This window comes from Vibrio sp. 1CM8B, assembly GCF_023161685.1.
GTDB lineage: Bacteria > Pseudomonadota > Gammaproteobacteria > Enterobacterales > Vibrionaceae > Vibrio > Vibrio coralliirubri.
This window is the reverse complement of record NZ_JALNTU010000005.1, coordinates 104,736-130,034: the sequence shown is the minus strand read 5'-3', so window position 1 is coordinate 130,034 and position 25,299 is coordinate 104,736. Positions and strand designations below refer to the sequence as shown.

General features: G+C 44.3%; 24 protein-coding genes. 18 read left to right on the top strand and 6 right to left on the bottom strand.

Annotated features, from left to right (window positions below):
- Position 1 precedes the first annotated feature (1 nt).
- The 14 genes from cobC (at position 2) to MSG36_RS11935 (ending at position 15,990) form a co-directional block, all read left to right on the top strand.
- Positions 2 to 619: an alpha-ribazole phosphatase family protein gene (gene cobC, locus MSG36_RS12000; RefSeq protein WP_248368017.1), complete on the top strand. Its 618-nt coding sequence runs from the start codon at positions 2 to 4 to the stop codon at positions 617 to 619.
- 140 nt (positions 620 to 759) lie between these two features.
- Positions 760 to 2,556 carry a M3 family oligoendopeptidase gene (locus tag MSG36_RS11995; protein WP_048617267.1) on the top strand — a complete coding sequence of 599 codons (1,797 nt, stop codon included), beginning with the start codon at positions 760 to 762 and terminating at the stop codon, positions 2,554 to 2,556.
- A gap of 268 nt (positions 2,557 to 2,824) precedes the next feature.
- Positions 2,825 to 3,853 carry a succinylglutamate desuccinylase gene (locus tag MSG36_RS11990; RefSeq protein WP_017092609.1) on the top strand — a complete coding sequence of 343 codons (1,029 nt, stop codon included), beginning with the start codon at positions 2,825 to 2,827 and terminating at the stop codon, positions 3,851 to 3,853.
- A gap of 133 nt (positions 3,854 to 3,986) precedes the next feature.
- The gene (gene btuC / locus MSG36_RS11985) at positions 3,987 to 4,982 is read left to right on the top strand and encodes a vitamin B12 ABC transporter permease BtuC (protein ID WP_048611423.1); all 996 of its coding nucleotides are present in this window, start codon (positions 3,987 to 3,989) and stop codon (positions 4,980 to 4,982) included.
- A complete protein-coding gene (btuD, locus tag MSG36_RS11980; protein ID WP_248368015.1) occupies positions 4,969 to 5,727 on the top strand; it encodes a vitamin B12 ABC transporter ATP-binding protein BtuD in 759 nt (252 codons plus the stop codon). Before btuC ends, btuD begins: the two co-directional genes overlap by 14 nt.
- 58 nt (positions 5,728 to 5,785) lie before the next feature.
- Entirely contained in the window at positions 5,786 to 6,145 is a 360-nt protein-coding gene (locus MSG36_RS11975; protein WP_248368013.1) for a DUF6559 family protein, read from the top strand.
- Between the two features lie 461 nt (positions 6,146 to 6,606).
- Positions 6,607 to 8,052: an N-acetylglucosamine-binding protein GbpA gene (gene gbpA / locus MSG36_RS11970; protein WP_248368010.1), complete on the top strand. Its 1,446-nt coding sequence runs from the start codon at positions 6,607 to 6,609 to the stop codon at positions 8,050 to 8,052.
- Positions 8,053 to 8,441: 389 nt separating this feature from the next.
- Positions 8,442 to 9,896 (top strand): lytic polysaccharide monooxygenase, encoded by a 1,455-nt coding sequence (locus tag MSG36_RS11965; RefSeq protein ID WP_248368336.1) that lies wholly within the window; start codon positions 8,442 to 8,444, stop codon positions 9,894 to 9,896.
- A 196-nt stretch (positions 9,897 to 10,092) separates the two neighbouring features.
- On the top strand, positions 10,093 to 10,650 hold the full coding sequence (locus MSG36_RS11960; RefSeq protein ID WP_348983447.1) for an MAPEG family protein: 558 nt from the start codon (positions 10,093 to 10,095) through the stop codon (positions 10,648 to 10,650).
- A 123-nt stretch (positions 10,651 to 10,773) separates the two neighbouring features.
- Entirely contained in the window at positions 10,774 to 12,204 is a 1,431-nt protein-coding gene (locus MSG36_RS11955; protein WP_248368006.1) for a PLP-dependent aminotransferase family protein, read from the top strand.
- A 142-nt stretch (positions 12,205 to 12,346) separates the two neighbouring features.
- The gene (locus tag MSG36_RS11950) at positions 12,347 to 13,933 is read left to right on the top strand and encodes a cytochrome ubiquinol oxidase subunit I (protein WP_248368004.1); all 1,587 of its coding nucleotides are present in this window, start codon (positions 12,347 to 12,349) and stop codon (positions 13,931 to 13,933) included.
- A 12-nt stretch (positions 13,934 to 13,945) separates the two neighbouring features.
- The gene (cydB, locus tag MSG36_RS11945) at positions 13,946 to 15,082 is read left to right on the top strand and encodes a cytochrome d ubiquinol oxidase subunit II (protein ID WP_248368002.1); all 1,137 of its coding nucleotides are present in this window, start codon (positions 13,946 to 13,948) and stop codon (positions 15,080 to 15,082) included.
- A gap of 10 nt (positions 15,083 to 15,092) precedes the next feature.
- Entirely contained in the window at positions 15,093 to 15,194 is a 102-nt protein-coding gene (gene cydX / locus MSG36_RS11940) for a cytochrome bd-I oxidase subunit CydX (RefSeq protein ID WP_082152248.1), read from the top strand.
- 307 nt (positions 15,195 to 15,501) lie between these two features.
- Positions 15,502 to 15,990 carry a GNAT family N-acetyltransferase gene (locus MSG36_RS11935; RefSeq protein WP_050052538.1) on the top strand — a complete coding sequence of 163 codons (489 nt, stop codon included), beginning with the start codon at positions 15,502 to 15,504 and terminating at the stop codon, positions 15,988 to 15,990.
- A gap of 146 nt (positions 15,991 to 16,136) precedes the next feature.
- On the opposite strand, the gene MSG36_RS11930 is transcribed toward MSG36_RS11935, so the two are convergent.
- Positions 16,137 to 16,712 (bottom strand): nucleoside triphosphate pyrophosphohydrolase family protein, encoded by a 576-nt coding sequence (locus MSG36_RS11930; RefSeq protein ID WP_017059167.1) that lies wholly within the window; start codon positions 16,710 to 16,712, stop codon positions 16,137 to 16,139.
- Between the two features lie 213 nt (positions 16,713 to 16,925).
- Here MSG36_RS11930 and MSG36_RS11925 point away from each other — a divergent pair, with 213 nt between their 5' ends.
- Positions 16,926 to 17,996, top strand: coding sequence for a diguanylate cyclase (locus MSG36_RS11925; RefSeq protein WP_048611392.1), 1,071 nt, complete (start codon positions 16,926 to 16,928; stop codon positions 17,994 to 17,996).
- 28 nt (positions 17,997 to 18,024) lie between these two features.
- On the opposite strand, the gene MSG36_RS11920 is transcribed toward MSG36_RS11925, so the two are convergent.
- Positions 18,025 to 18,591 (bottom strand): DUF1415 domain-containing protein, encoded by a 567-nt coding sequence (locus MSG36_RS11920; RefSeq protein WP_017096948.1) that lies wholly within the window; start codon positions 18,589 to 18,591, stop codon positions 18,025 to 18,027.
- A gap of 85 nt (positions 18,592 to 18,676) precedes the next feature.
- On the bottom strand, positions 18,677 to 19,876 hold the full coding sequence (locus MSG36_RS11915; RefSeq protein WP_248368000.1) for an MFS transporter: 1,200 nt from the start codon (positions 19,874 to 19,876) through the stop codon (positions 18,677 to 18,679).
- Between the two features lie 110 nt (positions 19,877 to 19,986).
- Between MSG36_RS11915 and MSG36_RS11910 the strand changes: the two genes are divergently transcribed.
- Positions 19,987 to 20,859, top strand: coding sequence for a LysR substrate-binding domain-containing protein (locus MSG36_RS11910; protein WP_248367998.1), 873 nt, complete (start codon positions 19,987 to 19,989; stop codon positions 20,857 to 20,859).
- A gap of 89 nt (positions 20,860 to 20,948) precedes the next feature.
- On the opposite strand, the gene MSG36_RS11905 is transcribed toward MSG36_RS11910, so the two are convergent.
- The gene (locus MSG36_RS11905; RefSeq protein ID WP_016786183.1) at positions 20,949 to 21,185 is read right to left on the bottom strand and encodes a glutaredoxin family protein; all 237 of its coding nucleotides are present in this window, start codon (positions 21,183 to 21,185) and stop codon (positions 20,949 to 20,951) included.
- Positions 21,186 to 21,322: 137 nt separating this feature from the next.
- On the opposite strand from MSG36_RS11905, the gene MSG36_RS11900 reads away from it, so the two are divergent.
- Positions 21,323 to 21,820 (top strand): M48 family metallopeptidase, encoded by a 498-nt coding sequence (locus tag MSG36_RS11900; RefSeq protein ID WP_004734935.1) that lies wholly within the window; start codon positions 21,323 to 21,325, stop codon positions 21,818 to 21,820.
- Between the two features lie 4 nt (positions 21,821 to 21,824).
- Positions 21,825 to 23,126: a 23S rRNA (adenine(1618)-N(6))-methyltransferase RlmF gene (gene rlmF, locus MSG36_RS11895; protein ID WP_248367997.1), complete on the top strand. Its 1,302-nt coding sequence runs from the start codon at positions 21,825 to 21,827 to the stop codon at positions 23,124 to 23,126.
- 88 nt (positions 23,127 to 23,214) lie between these two features.
- Here rlmF and pilW read toward each other — a convergent pair whose 3' ends face one another.
- Positions 23,215 to 23,982 (bottom strand): type IV pilus biogenesis/stability protein PilW, encoded by a 768-nt coding sequence (gene pilW, locus MSG36_RS11890; protein ID WP_248367996.1) that lies wholly within the window; start codon positions 23,980 to 23,982, stop codon positions 23,215 to 23,217.
- 169 nt (positions 23,983 to 24,151) lie between these two features.
- Complete coding sequence (metA, locus tag MSG36_RS11885) at positions 24,152 to 25,093, bottom strand: homoserine O-succinyltransferase (RefSeq protein WP_017059174.1); 942 nt, start codon at positions 25,091 to 25,093, stop codon at positions 24,152 to 24,154.
- Between the last annotated feature and the right edge of the window lie 206 nt (positions 25,094 to 25,299).

Below are 25,299 nucleotides of genomic sequence, written 5' to 3'. Positions count from 1 at the left end.
CATGGTCAATGGAACAACCAAAAACATCTACCTGCTAAGACATGGCAAAGTCGAAGGAAAAGCTGCGCTCAATGGTTTATCTGATGTGCTGGTCAACCCTGAACTTCAAGAACAGATATGTGAGGCGCTTGCGACACAAGATATTAGCTTTGATAGCGTGGTCACCTCGCCACTAAAACGATGCGGCGACCTAGCAAACCTGTATGCAGAGCGTACGTCAGTGCCTTTGTCTGTTGCGCCAGGCTTTCAGGAAATGAACTTCGGTGAAGTAGATGGTGTCCCATTTGATGAACTTGAAGACAAGTGGGAAATGCTAGAAACCTTTTGGCAAGATCCTGCTAATCATCAATTAACTGGTGCAGAAAGTTTACAGGGCTTCCACGACAGAGTAACTCAAGCTTGGTCGCAACTTTTGAATGATCCAAGTGACAATATATTGTTGGTTACTCATGGTGGTGTGATTCGCATATTGTTAGCGCACTGCCTTGATATTGATTGGAAAAATCCGAGTCTGTACTCGAAATTATCGATAGAAAACGCATCGATAACGCATATTCAAATCACTCAGTTTGCGCAGAGTTTTATCAGCGTTAAATCGATAGGGCTGCCTGTTCTCTGAGTGTTCAAAAAAACACAGTTTAAGAATTAACAAGCTATTAGATCTGTAAATAGAAACAGAAATAAGAATCGAAATATAAAGCGGCGTTCACAGCCGCTATACCTGATTGGTATTACTACCTACGTGAAAGGAATTTAGTCATGACAACACCGAGTTGGGATCTAAGCATTGCTTATAGCGATCTTAATGATGCAAAAATCGAACAGGACATTGAACTCATTCAGCAGTGTATTGAACTGTTGAACCTACACGTTGAAAAGCGTCACATCATTCTAGCGATGCAGAACGCGATTCAGACTTCAGAAGCGGCAGGCACGCTACTAAGTACGATCAATACCTTCGCGAATTGTCACGCATCGGTCGACGCGACGCACACAGAAGCTAAAGCATTGCTTGGTCGCGTCGCGAAGCTGAACTCTGAAATGTCTCAAGCGTTCAGCCCTTACGAAGACACGCTAATTCACGCAGAACCAGAATTTATTGACGCAGTATTAGAGCATGAGAGCGCGGATGTTGCAGGGCAACGCTTTGCTATCGAAAGCTCACGTAAGTTATCAAGCAGCCGACTCAGTGTTGCTGAAGAGCAGTTATTGGCAGCGATGAAGGTTGATGGTCGTGACGGATGGGGCCGTTTATACGATAACTTAACCGGATCTTTAAAACTGTCGCTAAAGCTGGACGGTGAAGAGGAAGCTCTAGGCTTTTCACAAGCGGCGAGCCTGTTGTACGGCAGCGAATTCGACAAACAAGAACCGGCATGGCGCGCCGTTCAGGGTGCTATGAAAACACATCAAGAGTCTTTTGCTTCGATTCTAAATGCATTGGCGGGTTGGCGACTGACTGAAAACAAAAAGCGCTCGAAGATTAGCGATGTGCATTTCTTGGATCCAAGCCTACACGGCAGCCGCATCGTACCAGAAACGCTAGACACCATGATGTCGGTCGCGAAAGCGAATCGAACTGTTGGTCAGAAAGCGGGTTTGTTGATGGCAAGAGTTCACGGGCTCGATGAAATGAAGCCTTGGAATCATTTAGCAGCAATGCCACCACTTGGTGATGCTGAATCTAAGGTTTACCCATTTGATGAAGCGATCGAAGTGATCAAAACTGCGTTCGCTGAAGTAAATCCAGAGATGGCTGATTTTGTCGCATTAATGGTTGAGAATGGCTGGATTGATGCCGCACCAGCTGCCAACAAACGTTTAGGCGCGTACTGCACCAAGTTTGCTGCGACACGCACACCGCTTGTGTTCATGACATGGAGCGGTAGCCGCTCAGACTTAATGACATTGGCACACGAGCTAGGCCATGCGTTCCACAACTGGGTGATGAAAGACATGCCGTTGTGTCAAACACGCTACCCAATGACGCTAGCAGAAACGGCTTCGATATTTGCAGAAAACATCGTTCGTGACCACTTGTTAAAACAAGCACAAACACGCAATGAGAAACTTGAAATGCTGTGGGAAGAGCTTTCTTCTTCTTTGGCATTAATGGTGAACATTCCTGTCCGTTTTGAGTTTGAAAAAGCTTTCTACGAGCAGCGTGAAAAAGGCGAGCTAACGGCTCAGCAGCTGTGTGACTTGATGGAAACGACTTGGAAAGAGTGGTACGGCGATGCAATGACAGAAGCCGACCCATACTTCTGGGCGAGCAAGCTGCACTTCAGCATCTCTCAAGTGAGCTTCTACAACTATCCATACCTGTTCGGTTACCTATTCAGTAAAGGTGTTTACGCTCAGCGTGATGCGAAAGGCGAGCAATTCTACGGTGATTACGTGTCGTTGCTTCGTGATACAGGCAGCATGATGGCGGAAGAAGTCGTTCAAAAGCACCTTGGTATGGATCTGACTCAAGCGGATTTTTGGCAACAAAGCATCGACATGGTCAAAGTTCAAATCGATGAATTTGAAAGATTACTCGATCAGGAAGATTAATTGATCTCAATCTGTTCATGGCAGGTAAGAGCTGTGTTAGCTTACGTGGCTCTTATCTTGCTGAGATGACCTGAGACAACCAAAAGCTGCTCTAAATAGCGAAAGTTATTTGGAACAGATGTCGGTTAGTGAAATCAGCAGGTAATACAAAAATATATGGGTAGTATTTGTGAGTGATAACGGAGTTTCTATTGATAAGTGCGATCCTAGCAACACAATTTCTATGTACAATTTATTAACATACGGCCGTGCAATTAAGGAGTAGCGCATGACGAAGACCCTCTTTCGCCAATCATTTCTTTTTGACAGCCTAGATCTTGAGCAAGAAGTGGTTGCAGGACAGACCGTACTGAGTAACGGTGTTCAAATTAAGCTTCATCAACGCGGTGTATTGGAAGTGATTCCCGCAGAGTACAATTCTGAAACCAAGAACATCATCTTTTCAACAGGTGTTCATGGCGACGAAACTTCACCAATGGAGCTGATTGATAAGCTCATTGAGGATATTGAAACAGGCTTCCAAGTAGTGACAGCAAGATGTTTGTTCATCATTGCTCACCCAGAAGCAACCAACGCGCATACTCGTTTTCTTGATGTGAATATGAACCGTCTGTTTGATGAAAAACAGCACGAAAGTAATCGAGAAGTGGATATCGCGAAGAACCTTAAGTACTTGGTTACTGAGTTTTACAAGGAAACGGTACCTGCTACTCGTTGGCACTTAGATCTGCACTGTGCGATCCGTTTGTCTAAGCATTACTCGTTCGCCGTAAGCCCTAAGGTTCGCCACGAAGTACGCAACAAGGAGCTTTTCGATTTCATCAACAGTGCTCACGTTGAAGCTGTGTTGCTGTCGAATGCACCAACCAGCACCTTCAGCTGGTACAGCGCTGAAAACTTTGAAGCGCAAGCACTGACAATGGAGCTAGGGCAGGTAGCAAGAATTGGTGAGAACCAACTTGATAAGCTAACGGCTTTCGATTTGGCAATGCGCAATCTGATTGCTGAAATAGAACCAGAGCATCTACCAAAGAAAACCATTACATATCGCGTTAGCCGAACCATTGTTCGTTTGCACGATGACTTTGATTTCATGTTCTCTGATGACGTTGAGAACTTTACGGCGTTCAAGCACGGTGAAGTGTTTGGTCATGATGGCGATAAGCCATTGATGGCGAAGAATGAAAACGAAGCGGTGGTATTCCCAAATCGTAACGTGGCTATCGGTCAACGAGCGGCCTTAATGGTGTGCGAAGTTGAAACACGATTCGACCACGGTCAGCTTGTGTACGATTAATACCTAGTCGAACTAGAACGACCAAAACAACCGCTCAACTGGTTGAAATATCAAGGTTCACATTACGGTGTGAGCCTTGAGTTTATTTAGGGATACAGGTAAGGTTACGCGAACAATTTCAAAGTAGCTTGATATGGATTTCCAACAACTTCTTCACCAAAAACAGCGCAAATGGACCCGAGCCATTTATCTGATGGCAGCACTGCTTGTCGCGCTGAGTGCGATTTACCTAATGGTTGGCGATCTTTTCATTTCCCCTCTGGGCACATTGTCCACGTTAGAACAAAAACTACTGATTGATTTACGCTTACCTCGATTATTAGCAGCGATTGCTATCGGGGCAGGGTTAGCCGTATCTGGCGCAAGCTTACAAGTGTTATTGGGTAACGTACTAGCAGAGCCAGGTGTACTCGGCATTTCTGGTGGCGCAAGTTTGGCGATGGTTATCGTGCTGTTCTTCTTGCCGTTTGCTCCGACTCCAGAAGTGTTCATGATTGCCGCCGTTTTAGGCTCGCTCTGTTTTACCGTGATACTGGTGAGCATGGTAAAAACGATGCGACTCACCACGGCTAAATTACTGTTGGTGGGTGTCGCATTGGGTATTCTTTCTGGTGCGATGGTGACATGGGCATTCTATTTTAGTGATGACTTAAGCCTACGCTTGTTGATGTATTGGCTGATGGGCAGCTTAGGTGGCGTAACTTGGTATCAACACTCGCTTACGTTAGTGATGATCCCCGTGATTATTTGGCTGTGTCTGCAAGGTAGCAAATTAGACAAACTGATGATTGGCGAAACGCATGCCGCACAATTGGGCGTGAACGTTCCGAGATTACGTTGGCGTCTAATTTTCGCTGTGTCTATTTTAGTCGGCTGCGCGGTAGCTTTAGGTGGCGTGATCAGCTTTGTTGGCTTAGTTGTGCCGCACTTGTTGCGTTTAGCGATTGGTACTGATAACAAATACCTTCTTCCTTTGTCTGCCGTTGCTGGTGCAGCACTGCTGGTGTTTGCTGATATTTGCGCGCGTACATTACTCGATTCTGCAGAATTACCTTTGGGTGTGATGACCACCAGTATCGGTGCGCCTATCTTCATTTGGATGTTAATTAAAAATCATGATTCAAATTAAGAGCCTGAGCGTCGGCGCTCGTTTATTGCCGCTATCATTTGAACTCAAGCAAGGGCAGGTGACTCACGTTATCGGCCCTAATGGCAGCGGAAAAAGTACCTTACTCGAAGCGATATCTGGCATTGGTGATGGTTACAAAGGCGATATAAAGATCGACGGGCAGGATTTGTCGGAGCTGTCTTTACAAGATTTATCATTGCATCGTGCTTACTTGTGCCAAAGCGCAAGGCCAGCCTTCAACTTAGAAGTGTTCCAATATCTCGCGCTCTCATTACCAAGCTCATCGCATGGACTTGATGCTGAAATCAACGCAGCTTTGGAAGAGATAAGTCAGATGTTGGACATCACAGACAAACTTCATCGTTCCATTCAGACACTGTCTGGTGGTGAATGGCAACGCGTTCGTTTAGCTGGAATGTGCCTGCAAATTTGGCCGACACTTAACCCATACGCGAAGCTGCTGATCCTCGACGAACCCGCAGCTCCACTGGATATTGCTCAAGAAGCCTTGTTATACAAGCTCATCGAGCGAGTGGCAGAGAAGGGGATTGCCGTGATCATGGCAAACCACGACCTGAACCGTACCTTAAGACACGCAGACCAAGTGTTGCTGCTTGATAAAGGCGTACTTCAAGCATCTGGCACAGCTGCAGAAGTGCTTACTCCAGAACAACTAGAGTCCGTGTTCAACACCGAAGTCAAAAGTATCTCAGTCGATAATCAAACCTATCTTTTGTTTGGTTAAAAGACTAATTGGTTAAGCCGGTTATTGAGTTCAAGGCGAGTTAGTAAAGGAAGCAAACATGTTTAGATACATCCAAAGAAGAAGAATCAAAAAGGTGATTAAGTCTTTGTCAGCAAAGATGGTGAAGAGCTATGGAAGCCGTGATTTCTTCTCGATTGGACAGGTTGAAACAAGTTCTCGTGAGTTGAGTAACCGCCAACAACAGATTGCTTTAGCCTTGTATGCGGATCCACAAGATCTTGCTGTTGAATTAGCTCCAACTATTCAGTTGCTGCGTAATGATGTGTCTAATGACTTCTTCGGCGGAGAAGACTACACAGCGCGAGATGTACTTAATCTATTGGGTGGCGGCGGTTGGAAGGGCGGTCGTATGGACGACGACATGTCACATCGCATGGGCATGCATAGCCGCTATTAAAGCTCTACCAAGCTCCCTCTATTTAAATCAACGTCGCATAAAAGCACCTCTATCTAATGTGACTCGTCAAAACCGTTATTTTGACAACAAACCCTCTACTTTCGCGTCAATGCGATATCCTGAACAGCCCGTTCATACCTTTCTCACCTCTAGTCTTTCAGGTTTTTAGCTAGTTCCCTTGTTCTATTTCTTGAATAAACTTCATAGTCTTCAGATGTATAAGATAATTTCCCCTTCGTATTACCTTTGATGAATATCAATCAGCCTTATTGACTAAATAATCCTACCTTCCTCGACCATGCTCAAATTGATTGATATGCATTTGCTTTATTAATGTTCGAGCCAAGTAACGGTTAATAGCAAATTGAGGTGCTTACTCAATCAAACAAGTGGATAGGTAAACAAGCGAAGATCATTTTGTCTTGTTAATGGGAAATATGACGTCTTTAAGTGGAAATGTTATGAGAATCGGAATAGAGAAAACGGCTTTAGCCATCGCTTTGTCTGTGGCTTGTGGTGGTGCTATGGCACATGGATTTATATCGCTGAACGATGATGGCAACATCATAAGTCGTGTCGCTTTGTGTCACTTAGAAGATTCTGAAGGTCAGGCGAAGAACATGGACTGTGGCGACATACAGTATGAGCCACAAAGTGTGGAAGGCTTTGACGGCTTCCCTGAAGATGGCCCTGCTGATGGTTACATTGCCAGTGCTGAAATATTAATGGCAAGAAACCTAGATGAACAAACTTCAGAGCGCTGGCAGAAACGTCCAATCGAAGCGGGCTCTCAAGAGTTTGAATGGACATTTAGAGCCAACCATATTGCGGCTGGTTTTAAATATTACATTACGAAAGAAGGTTGGGACCAAAATTCACCATTAGCGCGCTCAGAGTTTGACTTAAATCCCTTTTGTGAAGTTGATGCCCATGGAGAGATGACACAGAACACGGCGACTCACACCTGTAACGTGCCAGAGCGAGAAGGCTATCACGTGATTCTGGCTGTGTGGGATGTGGGCGACACCGACAAGGCTTTCTATAACGCGATTGATGTGGTGTTTGATGGCGATGATTCTCAACTTCCGGGTTGGGAAAAAGCAGGTCAGATAATTCCTACGATTAATTTGAAAGAAGGCGACGCGGTATATACGCGCGTGTTTGATGGATCTGGTGAAAACTCATCGCACAGTACTCGTATCGAGATTGCGAATAGTGAGGATGGCCAACCAAAGAACTGGTCTAAGGCATTAGCAACCAAAGTTAATGAAGATCGCAATAACATTAAGTCTGGCGTGTTGAGTGAAAATGGTTTTGCACCTATTTACGGTGTGAACCCAATATATGTGAATTCTGACAGCGGTATTCAGCGTGTGGAAATAGGTTACGATGTTGAAGTGCCAGAACCCGATACGTCCCTTACGGTTGAAGGTCTGGAACCAGAATACGTGATCGGAGAAGAGCCAACCGTTCTCGATCTATCTTTGGTAGCTGAGGGCGATGCCCAAGCTGAACTCACCGTGTATAACCATGCTCGAGAGTCTTTAGCATACTGGAGTGGGGAGGTTGAAGATAACTCGTCAGAATCGGTATCATTACCTTTGTCTAAATCAGAGGCTGGTCATCATATGTTGGTAGTGAGTGTCAAAAACAGCGAAGGTAAATTGGTAGGCCAACAAATGATGGATTTCCATTTAGTTGATGCCGATGCGCCACCACCTGCACATGATTATGTCTACCCAGAAGGTTTTGGTAACTATGTTGATGGCGACGTCGTTTTATTTGAAGGCGAAGGTGTTTATCAATGTTACGGCCCATGGGCAGCAGAATGTAACAATGAAGCGTATCTTCCAGGCGTGGCAGCAGATCCAAATTGGGTTGAGCAACAATGGAAAAAGTTAGATTAATTACGAGTTAATCGAACTCACTTAGCTGTATATTAAATCTCTAGATGCAAAAGCGGCTTAATCATCGAGCCGCTTTTTTATTCACTTTGAATAATGTTGCGCCAATCAAGACGGAATACTGAGATCCAATAATTCGAAGCAACATCATCTATCGACAACGCATTTCTTTGAGTTGTGTGACTCTGATTCCTATCAATATAAAACCCGCTGTTATTGATAAAATTGACGTATATATTTTTCGTTGTTCTTCAAACAAAAACTATAAACCCTCGAAGTGCAATTTTGATTGGTAAGTGACCAGTTAATGTTGTGTGCAGGGTAAAATAATAGAGAGTGGGAAAGTGACAACAATAAATAATAATATTCTAAAAGTAGCAGTAGGTATGGCTATGCTATCGAGTGTGCCTTCGGTGGCAAATGCTCATGGCTGGTCTGAGTTTCCAAGTGCGCGTCAGAACACGTGTTACGAGCAAGGCGGGATTTGGTCGGGTACACCACCTAATGCAGCGTGTGCTCAAGCAAAAGACATTTCAGGTTCATACCCATTTGTTCAACGTAACGAATACGCTAAAAATGTTCAGGATTTCAATAATATCAATGCTGTAAAAGCGGCGATTCCTGACGGCACGTTATGTTATGCCAATGATTCGCAAAAACGCGGCATGGGTGCGCCTCATACTGGTTGGACTCGTACCGAGCTAAATACTGGTACGTTTGAATATGTATTCAATGCAACAGCGCCACACAACCCTTCTTTCTGGGAGTTCTACCTAACGAAACCAAACGCAGATCTAAGCAAAGGCCTAGCGTGGGGAGACTTAGATCTTATCCAAGAAGAGGGTAATGTTCCGGTTAATGGCGGCAAGTACCGCATTAATGTCACTATTCCTTCAGACCGTTCTGGCGATGCGATTCTATTCGTTCGCTGGCAACGTGATGATGCTGCGGGCGAAGGCTTCTACAACTGTTCAGACATCACTATCGCGGGTGGTACAACCCCTCCACCGGAGCCGGGTCCAGAGCCTGATCTCGTGCGTGGTGATCTGTTTGTTTCAGACCAATTTGGAACGCCAGAAGTTGGTGACACAGTTAAGTACGACATCATCAACAAGTATGGTGAAGTAGCGCGCAGCTTCGACATCGTTATCGACGCTTCAAACGTTAACGATTGGGCTCGTTTGTTGGCTTCAGAAATCAATGGTTGGCACGAAGAGTTTAAAGATGGCGCGATTTTCATTGGTGACTGGCATGCTGAAATGCAGCACTACATGTACTTCCAAAACGATCCTTCACGTAACTTCTTCAACTCAAAAGATAGCCGTGCTTCTGGTCAGTTAACGTTGATTGATGGTGGCGACGGTGGTGTTGAACCATTGAAAGGTGACATCTACGAGCTAGTGAAGAGTGACAATGTAGTGAATGCTGGCGATAAGGTTGTGATTGCAACAAGCGAAGCGGCGACATTGACTCAAACTCAAGGTTCTTCAGTAAGCATTCAAAATAACGGCACGGCTTCTATCGTAGTGGATACCACTGGCATCACTGCAAACGAAACTCTATCGTTTATGGCTAGCTCGATTGAAAGCGACAGTGTTGAAACCTTCACTTTCGAAGTGATTGCTGATGACGGTGGCGTAACACCAGACCCAGATCCAACGCCGGATCCTGATCCGACTCCTGACCCAGACAATGGCACGTGGGACTCATCAGCGACTTACCTTGGCGGTGAAGTTGTGACTTACTCGAACCAGTCATGGAAAGCACAATGGTGGATTCAAGGTGGTACAAACCCTAAAGCGACTTACGAAAATGACAAATGGGGCGTTTGGCGTCCAGCCAACTAATCTTAACTATCGCTAGTTCAATAGCTTTAAAGTAATAACCAAGACACCACACTTTTTGACGAGTGTGGTGTCTTTTTTATTGGAAAGGCTTAATAAGCAAAATAGATTTGATTTCTATTGGTTTTATCCTTTCATATAGTAAGAGAACGTCACAAATATCGACTGGTTGATAGTTAATAATGAGTAAATCTGTTGCATGGATGACGAGGGTTTTATGGAACTAACCAGTAAGCAAGTTGGAGTCTTTAAGGGAATGGCGTGGGCTATGCTAACCGCCATTGTTGCAATCTGGGCAGCCATCGTTTTAGACCCTCTCAATTACGCTCAAACCAGTTTGCTACAAGATAGGGTGACTGTTTTAGGGCTGTGTTTGATACTGCCGACTTTGATGTTAATCGTCTCAATTGGACGCTTAGCCAAGTTTCGCTTCTTCAGCCCAGAAGATATCGATGGCAGTGGGTTAACGTCAGGAACGAAGCAAGCTATCATGCTGCAAAGCTTGCTTCAAAATACCTTAGAGCAACTGGTCATCGCATTTGGTGTCTATACCGCGTGGTGTTTGTTGATGCCTTTTGCTTGGTTGTCTGCGGGGCTCGTATGTTCAGTGTTGTTTTTTATTGGGCGTATCTTCTTTTTCAAAGGCTACAGTCATGGAGCACCGGCAAGGGCTTTTGGTTTTGCGTTAACCTTTTATTCAACGGTAGTGCTGTGCTTGGTATTGGTGGTCACTCAATTGGTATTGGCCTTAAGTTAGTTAGACGTTTTGCTAAGGTGCTGCCCGATTTTAAACCAAGGCAAATGAATTTCGATTAGGGCAGAGTATACCTTTGCCTGTAACATGACGTGCTTACTATCTTCGAACACGAAAGACTTTTTGATGAAAAAATCACAGATACTCGCCAATACAATTAAGAATCAGATAGAGCAAAATATTTGGTTGAGTGGTGAGAAGATCCCATCAATTAGAGATGCATGTAAGCGTTATGAACTCAGTATCGAGACGGTACTGCAAGCCTATCAGCAGCTTGAAGACCAAGGCTATGTTCGCTCGAAGCCTAAGTCTGGCTATTTCGTTTTACCACGCAGAAATGTGTTCGTTTCGGATCATTCAAAGCAAAAAGCCATTAAGCCGTATCCCGTTAAAATCAGTGACCTGCTTTACGATGTGCTCCAACGAGCCAAAGACCCTAGCATCATTCCACTTAGCTCGGCATTCCCAGACCCTGCTTTGTTTCCCCATCAAGCATTGTCACGCAGTTTAGCTAATGCCAGCCGCCAAATGCCCGACAACAGTATGCTCACCAATTTACCTCCAGGCAGTAAAACACTTCGCAGGCAAATTGCCCAACGTTATCAAGTTCAAGGTTTGAACGTACTGCCAGACGATATTGTGATCACGTCTGGGGCAATGGAAGCATTCAATCTTTGCTTGCAATCCTGTACCGAACCGGGTGACTTGGTCGCTATCGAGTACCCAGCGTTTTACGGTGTGTTACAGACTATTGAAAGGCTAAACCTCACTGCCGTAGAGATTCCAACAGACCCGACAAAAGGTATAGATTTAGATGTGTTGGAGTCGGTGTTCGCTTCAATGGACATCAAAGCGTGCTGGTTTATGACAGAGTCGCAAAACCCAGTAGGCTATTCGATGAGTGATGGAAACAAGCAGCGATTGGCCGAGTTGGTGAACCAACATAAGATCCCGATGATCGAAGACGATGTGTATCGAGAACTGCACGTCGGTAATCAAAGCTCATTGCCTGCTAAAGCCTATGACACTGGCGAACAGATCATGCTTTGTGGTTCGTTTTCCAAATCATTGTCACCGGGCTTTCGAATCGGTTGGGTAGTCGCAAGGAAACAAGCGTTAAAGATTCAAAGGCTGCAGCACCTTTCGACACTCTCAAGTAGTATTCCTATCCAACTTGGCTTGTCTCACTACCTGACGTTTTATAGTTATGACAACCATCTTCAAAAGCTTCGCAAGCTTTTGAATGAAAGGAAGAAGGCACATATTGCATTGTTAGACTCTAGCTTGCCTTCAAGTGCGATTGTGCATAAAAGCCAAGGTGGCTACTTCATTTGGATAGAGCTGCCTCACTCTGTTTGTGTTGAGAAGCTGTATGAACTAGCCCTTGAACAAAACATCTCTGTCGCACCGGGAATCATATTCAGCAGTGACAAAAAGTTCTCTCATCACATTCGTCTCAACTGTTCGTACGCTTGTGATGACAAAATAGCAGAAGCCATTCAAACATTAGGCGGCTTGATTCAGACAATGGAATTGCAAGCCAATAGTTGCAGCTAAACTCTGACCAGCCGTTCGTCTAATAAGTAAATCTGTTCTGTTTTTTAACAATCAATCTGTTCTAGTTTGGTTCGCGAGAACTGTGCTGAAATACGCTCCAATTCTTAATATGAAAGCCATCATTATGATGTTTGGAGCTTAAATGTTTGATGTAGTTGAATTGTCGCGTTTACAGTTTGCGCTAACCGCTATGTTCCACTTTCTTTTCGTCCCTCTGACTATCGGTATGTCGTGCTTACTGGCGATCATGGAGTCGATCTATGTACTCACCGGTAAACAAATCTATCAGGACATGACCCGCTTCTGGGGCAAACTGTTCGGTATTAATTTTGCCTTGGGTGTTACGACAGGCTTGACCATGGAATTCCAGTTCGGCACCAACTGGTCTTATTATTCTCACTATGTCGGCGATATTTTCGGGGCACCTTTAGCCATCGAAGCGCTTGTCGCGTTCTTCTTAGAATCCACCTTTGTTGGATTGTTCTTCTTCGGCTGGGAAAGGCTATCTAAACGCCAACACCTTTTAGTGACTTGGCTGGTGGCTCTGGGCTCAAGCTTCTCTGCACTGTGGATTTTGGTTGCCAATGGTTGGATGCAAAACCCGATTGGGTCAGAGTTCAATTACCAAACCATGCGTATGGAGATGACCAGTTTTGCCGAAGTGGTGCTCAATCCTGTCGCACAAGTTAAATTCCTGCATACAGTGGCCTCAGCGTATACCTGTGGCTCGATGTTTATCCTTGGTGTGAGCTCTTACCACTTGTTGAAAGGGCGAGACGTTGCTTTTGCAAAACGTTCGTTTGCTGTTGCAGCTTCGTTCGGGATTGCTTCTATTATCTCGGTGATCGTATTAGGTGATGAGTCGGGCTATGAACTGGGTGATGTTCAAAAAGTAAAGCTGGCCGCTATTGAAGCTGAATGGCACACAGAACCTGCACCTGCGGCGTTTACCTTGTTCGGATTACCCAACCAAGAAGAAGGCAAAACCGACTTCGCGGTAAAAATCCCTTATGTGATGGGAATTATTGCGACTCGGTCTTTGGATGAGCAAGTAACAGGTCTTCACGATTTGCGCGACCAACACCTCGTCCGCATTCGTAACGGAATCATCGCTTATGAATTGCTAGAGCGTTTACGAGCAGGAGACACCTCTTATGAGACAGAACAAGCATTCGATCAAACCAAGCACGATCTCGGCTATGGCTTATTACTTAAGCGTTACACAGATACCGTGACCGATGCGACTGAACAGCAAATCCAACAAGCGGCAGATGATTCCATTCCAACAGTGTGGCCACTTTTCTGGTCATTCCGAATCATGGTGGGTTGTGGCTTCATTATGTTGTTTGTTTTTGGTGCGGCCTTCCTGCAAACCTACCGTAAAAACATTACGCAAAAGCCTTGGTTACTGAAAGCGGCGCTATGGTCAATTCCATTACCTTGGATTGCGATTGAAGCTGGCTGGTTTGTTGCGGAATATGGCCGTCAGCCTTGGGCTGTAGGTGAAATCCTTCCTGTGACGGTGGCGGCTTCTTCTCAAACCGTTGAAAACCTGCTTACGTCTCTTGCTCTCATTATTAGCCTGTATACCGTATTCATCATTGTTGAAAGTTACTTGATGATTACCGTGGCTAAAAAAGGCCCAAGTAGTTTAAAAACGGGTCGCTATCACTATGAACAAAATACAACTTCGCTTGAAGCCAAATTGGCACAACAAGTTCAACAATAAGGTGACTGACTGATGTTCGAATATGACACATTGCGTTTAATTTGGTGGGTTCTGATTGGTGTACTGCTGATTGGTTTTATGATCACCGATGGTTTTGATATGGGAGTGGGGGCGTTGTTACCGTTTATTGGTAAAACGAACGCTGAAAGACGAGTCATGATTAACTCCATCGCGCCCCATTGGGACGGCAACCAAGTATGGTTAATTACCGCAGGTGGTGCGTTGTTTGCGGCTTGGCCTCTGGTTTATGCGACATCGTTTTCAAGCCTTTATGTTGCGATGTATTTGGTGCTTATTTCATTGTGGCTGCGTCCTTTGGCGCTTGAGTATCGAGCAAAGATCGACAGCGATCAGTGGCGACAAGTATGTGACTTAGCAATTTCGTTCTCAGGCTTCTTCCCACCGATCTTGTTTGGGGTGGCGTTTGGCAATTTGATTCAAGGCTTACCTTTTACGCTCAATAGCTTATTGATGGTTGATTACCATGGTTCGTTTATCGATTTGATTAACCCATTCGCACTTTTGTGTGGTCTGGTTGGGTTATTGATGGCGCTGTTACAAGGCAGTGCTTGGCTTATGATGAAAACCACAGACGCAGTGTACAAAAAGGCAAGAAGGGTGACGCAGGAGAGTGCGGTACTTGTCGCTTTCCTTATGGTGGTTGGCTGTATGGCGATAAACCACACTGATGGGTATCTGATAGTCAGGGCGATGGATCATAGCTCGGCTTCGAATCCTTTAAATAAAGAAGTCGTCACACAAGCAGGCGCTTGGTTAACCAACTTCTATACGTATCCTTGGATGTGGTTTGCACCGATCGGCAGCGTGACCATTCCATTACTGGCTTTGATTGGCGCAAGATTGAAATGGGATGTGATTGCTTTTATCAGTTCAAGCTTGACTAACGCTTGCATCATCTTGACGGCTGGTTTCTCGATGTTCCCGTTCATTATCCCGTCTAGCGTTAACCCGAGTAATAGCCTAACGCTGTGGGATTCAACATCGAGCGAACTGACCTTAAACATCATGACAGGTGTGGCGTTTGTGATGGTGCCAATCATTCTCTGTTATACCGCGTTCAGTTATCGAACCATGTTTGGACGACTCGATAGCGAGTATGTCGAACGTAATGGCCACTCACTGTATTAAGGAGTTTCTCATGTGGTATTTTGTTTGGATATTGGGCTTATTCCTAGCCTCAGCATTTGCGGTTTTGAATGTAATCAGCCTAGAGAAAAGTGACTCAGAAACCAAGTCTTAATCGCTGAGCAAAGCTCTGTAATCAGATAAGAGTTATATAGAAAACAAGAGCTATATAAGAAGACCAGAAGCGTGAGTTTCTGGTCTTCTTTATGAGCCTTCCTAAAGCGTAAGGTTTGGTTCTTTTTTCGTGGTACAAGATGGTAAGACTTGAATAGAATGAGCTGCATTCTTTTCACTACACCTATATCAGATTTAATCAAAACATTTTTTTCTAACCTATTGTTAAATATTTACTATTTGTTAGTGTGTTTAGGTGCACATTGAACATGTGTTTCATATTTAGCGAAGAAATATTAGGAGTTGCGATGAGTATTATAGTGAGACGGTCTGAGCCGTCAGATGCGAAGGGAATCAAAGAAATTTACGAATGCACTAATGCTTATACCGGTACGCTGCAACTCCCAAATCCATCTCTGGAAAGCTGGCAAAAACGAATCTCTAATATGCCTGACAACGTGTACTCGTATGTCGCGATGATCGACGATGAGATTGTTGGCAACTTGGGAATGGAAGTGTGTGTAAACCCAAGAAGACGACATGTGGCTTCATTTGGTATGGGTGTTAAGGACGATGTGTTAGGCAAAGGCGTTGGTAGCCAACTGCTCGCAACAGCAATCGACTTGTGTGATAACTGGATTAACATCAAACGAATGGAGTTAACGGTGTATACCGATAACGAAAGAGCGATTAGCCTGTATAAGAAGTTCGGTTTCGTGATTGAAGGAGAGTCCGCAGGGTTCGCTTTCAGAAATGGCGAATATGTGGCGGCTTATCATATGGCTCGACTGGTATAGCACTTAGTTAGCTACAATTAGCACACAGTTACGATTAACGCACAGATAGAATTTACGGACAGATAATAAAACGCCACGTTATTCAAAACGTGGCGTTTGCTATTCAAGTTAGCTGAAGCTTTTGACCGCTTCAGTCTTAACCTTACTTAAGCCGTGAGTGGTTCAAGGTTCGCAGGACGGTAGTGTACTGATTTTAGTACCTTACCTTGGCGAACCGTCTTGCCTTCCGATACGAAATCTTCCGCACACTTAGCGATGATATATTCGCCTTTTTGAACTGCCATCAGCTTGATGTTTTGCTCAGCATAGAAAGCTTCTGTTTCAGCGTATTCAGTTTCGTTGCGACATACTTTGCTCATGTTGCTTGAGTGTACTTCGTCCCAGCAAGGTAAGAAGTCAATTGAGCGGTTTTTAGAAACATTCAACAGTAGGTCGATTAGGTAGCTGATTGCTAGATTGTCTTCAACCTTAGCTTGACCAAGGTGAACCAAGCGTCCCATCAAAACATAAACGCTGTCTACAATAGCGTCCGCTTGTTCGATTTTAGAGTCAGCTTCTGCAAGTTCTGTTAGTTCTTCGATCGCTAGAGAGGTATGTAGCGTATCGCCTTTTTCGTCCATTGTTTCAGGAGCAGCAACAGGCAGATCAAAAGTACTGCGGAACTCTTCAATGTCGCGGTAAAGGTGATCGTAGATTTCTTGGCTTAGTTGAGAAAGGTTCATTTTCCTATCCATTCTGTTTCGTTAATGGATTATTTTACCAAAGCTAGGAATAGGGTGCTAACGCAAAGTCGAAGAAGTCGACTTTTATTCATTGGACCAATGAGGTATTTTGCATACAAACTAATTGATTATTATGTTTTTTTACACTTTACTCTTCTTAATATACCAAATATTAATGTTGCCATTAACTTCAGCAGCAGCGGAATTCCATTTATGAACCAAGCCAGTGAAAGTGAAATTGTTATACGCCGCTTGTATCAAATCACCAATGATTATCGAAAGGGCTTCGATATTCAGATCGCTCAGCTGCTTATTATGGGGCTTGAACGCTTCAACCTTGATATTGGTATCTTATCGAAAGTCGATGGCAATGCTTACGTTGTTGAACATTGTGTTACGCCTGAAGGGGTTGAACTCAATAGCGGTGATACCTTCGATTATCGTTCAACCTATTGCGAAATTACCTGTAAATCGATTGGCCCTATCTGCATTGAGCATTGTGGCAAACACGATAAGTATGCGAAGCACCCTGCTTACCAGTCTTTTGGCTTGGAGTCTTATATTGGGGTTCCTATTTTCGTTAATGATGAGCTTTATGGCACCTTAAACTTTTCAAGCCCGGCTCCTTATCATCGTGAGTTCAAAGAGTTCGATGTCGACGTGATGAGACTAATGGCATCATGGATCGAAGTGGAGCTGGTTAGAAGACAGCAAGAACGAAAGCTAAAAGAGCTGAATGAGAAGTTAGAGTACCAAGCTCTGTATGATCCTCTGACACACTTGCCAAATAGACGTTGCTTGTTCAAAACATTGAATGCGGAAGTGGAGCAGTTAAAAGGGTCTTTAGGAAAGGGAACCTTGGCTGTTGTCGATATCGATTTCTTTAAACAGGTCAACGACATCTATGGCCACCAAATGGGTGATGTTGTCTTAAAGAAAGTGGCGAACGTGCTGAGCAATAACACTCAAGAGGGTGAGTTTGTCGCGCGTTTTGGTGGTGAAGAGTTCATTCTTTGGTATCCAAATAAAACACCAAGTTGTGTTGAAGATAAGTTCATGACTCTTTTGCAAGAGATGAAGAAAATCACACTGGATAGAAAGCCTGTCACTATATCAATCGGTGCGTGTCATTTTGAGTTGAGTACAGGGGATACCAAAGGAGAAAGGATGTCGGCGTTAGATAAGCTCATCAAAGTTGCCGATGAATGCCTGTATATTGCGAAACAAAATGGACGAGATCAGTTTATTTCTCGTCCATATCATCAAGAGCGCTCAGGAATATGAGCCATCATGTTAGCGATTAACTGAACTATTAACTGAACAGGTAAGGGAACAGTTTACGGCGTTCTTCTGGCGTTAAAGACTCGACTCTCGCGATGTTGGTATCAGGAATCGCTTCAGGGTTAGGGTAGTGCTTCAACACCTTTTCCATGCTCGCTTCACGAATCAAATGGTAAACCGGATACGGTGAGCGGTTAGTGAGGTTTTCATCGTCTTCTGGGTCGGCACCACCAAAGCAATAGTCTGGGTGGAAGGTTGCCACTTGGTAAACGCCTTCCCAATCTTCTTGCTTAATCAGAGCTTCAATCCAATCAATGAACATGTTGTAGTCGAAGAAATCTTGCAGCATGTTAGGTACAACCACCAAAGTCGTCTCCAACTCTGCGACTGGCGTGTTATCTAACTCTACGAAATGCGTCATGATGTCTTCCAACAACGCTTCTTCCGTATTCGCTTCACTCACAAAGATCTTAATCTGTTTATTACGTTGTGGCTTGGCTGCGAATGGACACAGGTTTAGGCCAATAACGACATCGTCTAACCATTGTTTAACTTGGTCGTGGATGGTTTGAAGATCTGTGCTTTGAGTGTTCGACATAACAGGTTCCGAAATGAAATTTTGCGTAGGATATCAGAACGGACGTTAATCAAAAGCAATAATTGAGTTACAAACTCAGTCGCAGTTATGCTTGTGCGAGTTTGGACGCCGATACTTGTAGCTGTTTCAACTGGTAGACCCAAGCAAATATCGCGACATAGAAGATCGAACCGCCTGCAATCACGCCATTCCAACCGAACAGCTGCCAGCAGTACAAGAGTAAGAATCCACCTAAACTGCCACCGATGTAGTAGTGGACTAAGTAAAGTGCCGTTGCTGTCGCTTTGGCGCTCGGTGCTTTTTGGCTCACCCAAGAGTAGGCAAGAGTGTGGGCGAAGAATGCACCGCCACTAATCAATAACAAGCCAGCTAACATGAACGGGACTTTATCGACGGCAGAGATTAGCATCCCAATCAGGCTAATACATACGCCCATCAATATACCGTTTAACGGATCAAAGCGAAGTGTCCATTTGTTGGAGAGCTTAGAGCTTACCGTTCCGGCCAAGTAACATAGGAATATAAGCGAAGCTAAACCCACTGGCACAGAGTGAGGCGCAGATACTAGCCTAAAGCCCATTACCGAATACAGGTTAACGAACAACGCGAAGTTAGCACCACCAATCAACATCGCGAGCCACAAGGTACGGTTTCTTAAGTGCATCACAACCGAGCGGTTATGATGAAAGAACAACCCTTTCTGTGGTTTGAAGTTTTGTTGTTCAGGCAATCTAAAGGCGATATAGAGCGCGCCAAGCAAAGATCCGACCACGAAAAACAAAACCGTTGCGTGCCAGTCGAAATAATCCGTAATCAAGCCACCCAATACACGCCCGAAGATGCCACCTAAAGAATTAGCCGCAATATATCCTCCAATCGCGACTGCGAATGCTTTGGGTGATAACTCTTCGACCATATAGGCAACCGCCACGCCCGCAAAAGCAGCGACTGCGATTCCCATGAATGCTCGGGCAATAACAAGTTGCAGTAGAGTGGTTGTGAACACCATGCTCAGCCCGATTAGCGGGATAGCAAATAAGCTGAACAGAATGATGGGTTTTCGACCGAAGGTTTCAGAAGCGATCGCCCAAGGCACCAAGCTGATGGAAAGCCCAAGTGTTGTCGCGGCAAACAGCCAGTTGATTTGAGTTTCAGATACTTGGAAGTGCTCCGCCATGTGCGGCAAGATAGGCTGAAAGAGGTAAAGGTTACAGAAAATGATAAACGAACCAATCGCCAATGATTGGGTGATGCGTTTGTATTGAGGGCTGCCTTTATCAAACATTTACGGTGTGCCTGCACGAGTTAGTAAGCTATTTGTGAACAAGTTATCAGCACAAGCGTGATTAAAGAAATATATTAAAAATATCACCTCTATATATTTAATATATCGCCATGCTTGAATCAAAACCTCTTCGACATTTTCTGGCTGTTGCTCAGTTTGGTAACTTCACCCAAGCTGCCAAAGCGCTGCATATTGCACAGCCTGCATTGAGTATCTCCATTAAAAAACTAGAACAGACACTTGAGTTAATTCTGTTTCGTCGTGGAGATAAATCCGTCACCTTAACGGAAGAGGGAAAGGTATTGTTTGAGCATGCGAAGCGAATAGCCCAGCAGTTTGATGACGCGCAGCTTGCGATGAATGAGCTAAAGGGACTGGAAAAGGGAGAAGTGCGATTAGGCGCTCCAAGCATGATGGGCAGTTATTTTTTTCCCCAAGTCGTGATGGCATTTAAAAGCCAGTACCCAAACCTAAAGTTGACTCTGATTGATGCTGGCACCGCTTCTATTCGTGAAATGTTGTTAAACGGCGAACTCGATATTGGCGTAATCAACCATGAAAACGTGCCTGATGATCTTGAAACTGACCACCTGTTAAGCTCAGAAATGTTAGCTGTAGTTGGCAAAGATCACCCACTCTCAACGCAACCATCCATCACCTTTGAAGAGTTTTTTTCTCAAGAGCTGATCATGTTCAAATCAGGCTACTTCCACCGTGATTTTATCGATGCGACTTGTAAGAAGTACAACCTCGATATGACCATCGCGTTCGAAACCAATTTATTGCCAATGATTCTTTCTATCGTGAAGCGAGAGTTTGCCATCACCGCGTTGCTTAGCTTGGTGACAGAATACGAGGAAGACGTAGTAGGAGTGCCATTTAAAGACCCTGTGAAACTGAACCTATCTTTGGCGTGGAGAAAGGAAGGGTATCTGTCGAAGGCAGACAGAACCTTTATCGACTTCGTTAAGCGGTATGTGTGATTTAGAATGCAATAGACAAAACAAAGCCCGAACATCCTAGGTTGGAGATTCGGGCTTTGTTTGTAGAAATATAAGTCTCTTAAATCACGTTAAGTGTTCTTTGAGTTATACATCTTATCGAAGTTCTTCTGATTCCAGCCGACCATCACTTGATCGCCGATTTTAAGCACGGGGATAGAACGAGCACCCATCGCTTGCAATTCTTTACGGCCACGCTGCATCTTTGCATTCGTCAGGCGGTAAACAATTTTCTTAGAGTCTAAATACCTTTGAGCATCTTTACAGTGCGGGCATTTGTCTGCGACGTACAATACAACACGTTTCATTTTTTCATTCTCTTGGTGAATCTCGCTAAAGTGTAACGAATCCTAGGTGATTAGAAAAGTGTGATCAGTTACACTATACGGCTCAATTTTCAAGACCACAACGTATTGTCGTGGTGTAACTTGTACGGTCTTTCAGCATGCATCCTTCTTTACGCTATATTCAAGGCTATCCTAAGCACATTCTCGATCCTGTGACTCAACTTGTTGAGTCGGGTAAATTGGTGCCGTGGTTTGAAGCTCGCTACCCAAAGAATCATGAAATAAAAAGCGAGAAAGCCCTGTTTGACTATGCGATTGAGATAAAAAATCGCTACATGAAAAAAACACCACCGATCAGCAAAGTGATTTACGACGGCAAGATACACCTAATCAACAATGCGTTAGGTCTTCATTCTTACGTTGCTAAGAATCACGGTGGAAAGATCAAATCGAAGAATGAAATTCGTATCGCCAGTGTTTTTAAAAATGCACCAGAACCTTTGTTGCGAATGCTGGTGGTACACGAACTGGCGCATATCAAAGAGAAAGAGCACGACAAAGCCTTTTACCAACTATGCTGTCACATGGAACCGGAATATCATCAACTTGAGTTGGATGCCCGTTTATTCATGATGTATTTAGATTTAAAGAAGTAGCCCAATGAGCCAATCACAAAATAGAACGACGCTAAGCCTGTCGAAAAACAGTACTTCATCAGCAAAAACAAAAGACAACCAAGCTAAAGAAGGCAGCGACAAGCGTATTTCTACAAAGAACACATCTGATAAAAGTCGCAAGAATAGTGCACCTAAAGGCGCTGGCAATAACAAAGCAAAGCGACCTTTTGCAAAAGACAACAAAGGTAAACCGGGTTCGAATAAAGGGTCATCGAATAAGGGTTCTTTCAATAAAACGGCATTTAACAAGAACGCTGCCCAGAAAAGACGCTCGGCTGAAAAACCTCAAGGTGGATTACACCCAAGAAACCAGCACACTGGTCGTTATGACTTCGAGTTGTTGGTTGCAGCCTTGCCCGAGCTAAAAGAGCACTTGATCAAGAACCCAGTGGGTGAAGACACCATTAATTTCTCTGATCCATTAGCCGTTAAGCTACTCAACAAAGCTTTGTTGGCGCATCACTATGGCGTTAAACATTGGGATATTCCTGCAGGTTACTTGTGTCCGCCAATTCCTGGCCGTGCAGACTACATTCACAGAGTGGCCGACATCCTTAATAGCGATGGCCAAGGTGAACCCTATAATCACGCGTCTGTGAAAGCACTAGATATTGGTGTTGGTGCAAACTGTATCTACCCAATTATTGGTGCGACAGAGTATAAGTGGCGTTGTACAGGGACAGATGTTGATTCAGTCTCCATCAAAACAGCGAACTTCATTGCGGAAAGTAACCCTAATCTAAAAGGTAAGATCCGAGCTCGTCTGCAAGCGGACTCTGAATCTATCTTTAAGGGTGTGATTAAGGATAATGAACGTTACGATGTCACTATTTGTAACCCTCCATTCCACAGCTCTCTTGAAGAAGCGGAAAAGGGCTCACAACGTAAACTGGATAATCTAGCGGCAAACCGAGCTAAGAAAGCCGGTCAGTCATTCAAGCCTGAAACGAACAAGAAGCCAGTTAAGTTAGATAAATCAACTAAGCAAGCTAAACCAACCTTAAACTTTGGCGGTCAAAAAGCCGAGCTTTGGTGCCCAGGTGGTGAAGCCGCTTTCATTATGAAGATGGCGAGAGAGAGTCAACTTTTTGCTACTCAAGTCTTGTGGTTTACGACATTGATTTCTAAGAAAGACAACGTCGATATGGTCCGTTCAGAGCTGGGTAAGCTGCGAGCGAAACAAGTAAAAGTCGTCGAGATGTCGCAAGGCCAGAAGGTAAGTCGCTTTATCGCATGGACCTTTATGGATGACGAACAAAGACAAGAGTGGATTGCGCTCAAATAGCCGCTTCACTTAGTTGAGACATTAAGCTGAAATACGGACGGGCTTGTTGTTAACGTAACAAGCCCGTTTTTTGTGTTTTGTATGTTTGCTAAGCAGAAAGCAACTCATCTAACTTGCTCTGATATTTCTGCTCTAGAGCTCTGTTCCCCGCCTTATTTTCGAGATCGACCAATATTTTAAGCGATGGAATTTGATAGCCATAACGCTGGTGGAATTTGAATAAACGAAGTCGAGCTTCATTGTAATCGGCGTCACTCACTTCAATTTTTGATAACTGTAGTATCGATTTAACGCGGTTTGGATCGTGGTCGATCGCTCTGCTGAAGTAGTACTTCGCTTGGTCTGTATTGCCAGCCTTAAATGCACAAAACGCGGCGTTTTCATAACTTGCAGACACCAAGTAATAGTATGGTTGGTCGATGGCGCGATTAAAGTACTTATCGGCTTGCTCGTATTCGCCCTGTTTACACAAAAATGTACCGTAGTTGTTCAATACATTACCGTTTCTAGAATCGAGACTGAGTGCTTTACGGTAAGTGGTTCTTGCTTCGTCTACTTCGCCCACTTGTTCGTAGTAATGCGCCATTGAAAGTCGAGCACGGTAGTAGCTAGGTGCGTGTTTAATCGCAAGCTCAAGGTTTTCACGCGCTCTTACCATATTGCCTTGGCCCATATAGCCCAAACCTAATTCGATTCGAGATTCAGACATCGCGATAGGGTCACTTTCAATCTTTGGTGGTCCTTCAGTGACAGAGACACAACCGGCCAAGGAAAGCGAGACAAGTAGTACCACACTTGATAACGAAAGAGGGCGGGACAACGAAATCGGATTTGAAAATGATGACTTGGCAGGCATGTGAAGCTCCTTATGAACACCAACCCATCATATGAAATCAAACCCATTGAAGTGGTAAATCTATTATGGAATGCGACCCACACACCATAAAAAAACCGTGTCCAATTCGTCGTTTTATCAACAACATACTGAACACGGCTTTATGTGTTTGTGAATCGGAAGAAATAACTTAATCGTCTTTGGTAAAGTTGTCTTCGCTGAAGTGATCCAGATCGTAAGGCGTTTGTTGGTAAACGCAGTAGTTTAGCCAATTTGAGAACAACAAGTGTCCGTGGCTACGCCAGCTTGCAACCGGTTTGTTGTCTGGATTGTTGTTCGGGTAGTAGTTGATTGGAATCACAGGCTCCATGCCTTCACCCAAATCACGAATGTATTCATTGTGAAGCGTATGAGAGTCGTACTCAGGGTGACCCGTTACAAACACGTTTCGCTTATCTTTGGTCGCCGCTAGATATACGCCCGCAACATCAGAAGTCGCAAGAACATCAAGGTCTGTGTGCTCAGCTAAGTACTCTTGAGAGAAGTCCGCGTAGCGAGAGTGGGGAGCCAAGAATGTATCGTCGAAGCCACGTAAAATAGGGTGGTATGGGTTATGTATCTCGTGGTTGTAAACACCAGACAGCTTCTCTTTACGAGTGCGTTTTGGCAAATCATACAATAACTTCAAACCAGCCTGAGCCGCCCAACACACGTATAGAGTTGAAGTAACGTGCTTGTTTGCCCATTCCATGATGGTTTTCAGATGGTCCCAGTAGATAACATCTTCAAATTGAACCAAGCCAAGCGGCGCACCAGTGATGATCAATCCATCAAAGTTTCTTCCTTTGACCATTTCAAATTGGCGATAAAAGTTATCAAGGTGTTCAGTCGGTGTGTTTTTGCTTGGTCGGTCATCAATGCGCAGCAGCTCTACATCCACTTGCAATGGGCTGTTCGATAGTAGGCGTAAAAATTGAGTTTCAGTTTCAATCTTCTTCGGCATTAGGTTGAGGATCAAGACTCGAAGTGGACGAATTTCCTGTGTCGATGCTCTTGATAACGGCATAACGAAGATGTTTTCTTCACGAAGAACATCGGATGCTGGCAATTGGTCTGGAATGCGAATAGGCACAGCTTTCTCCCTAAGCTAGATATGTAGACGTCTATACATCTAAATCTATAGTAGTTTGATACGCTTGTCGATATGCAAAATGGATAGATGTAAATTATTTGTGTTTTCTATCAGAAGCTATACAAGCGCTTTGAGGGGAGTTTCATTGTATTCGGTGATTATCGGAGTCGAGTGTAAGTACTTGGTTTTCGTATGCTGAGCAAAGG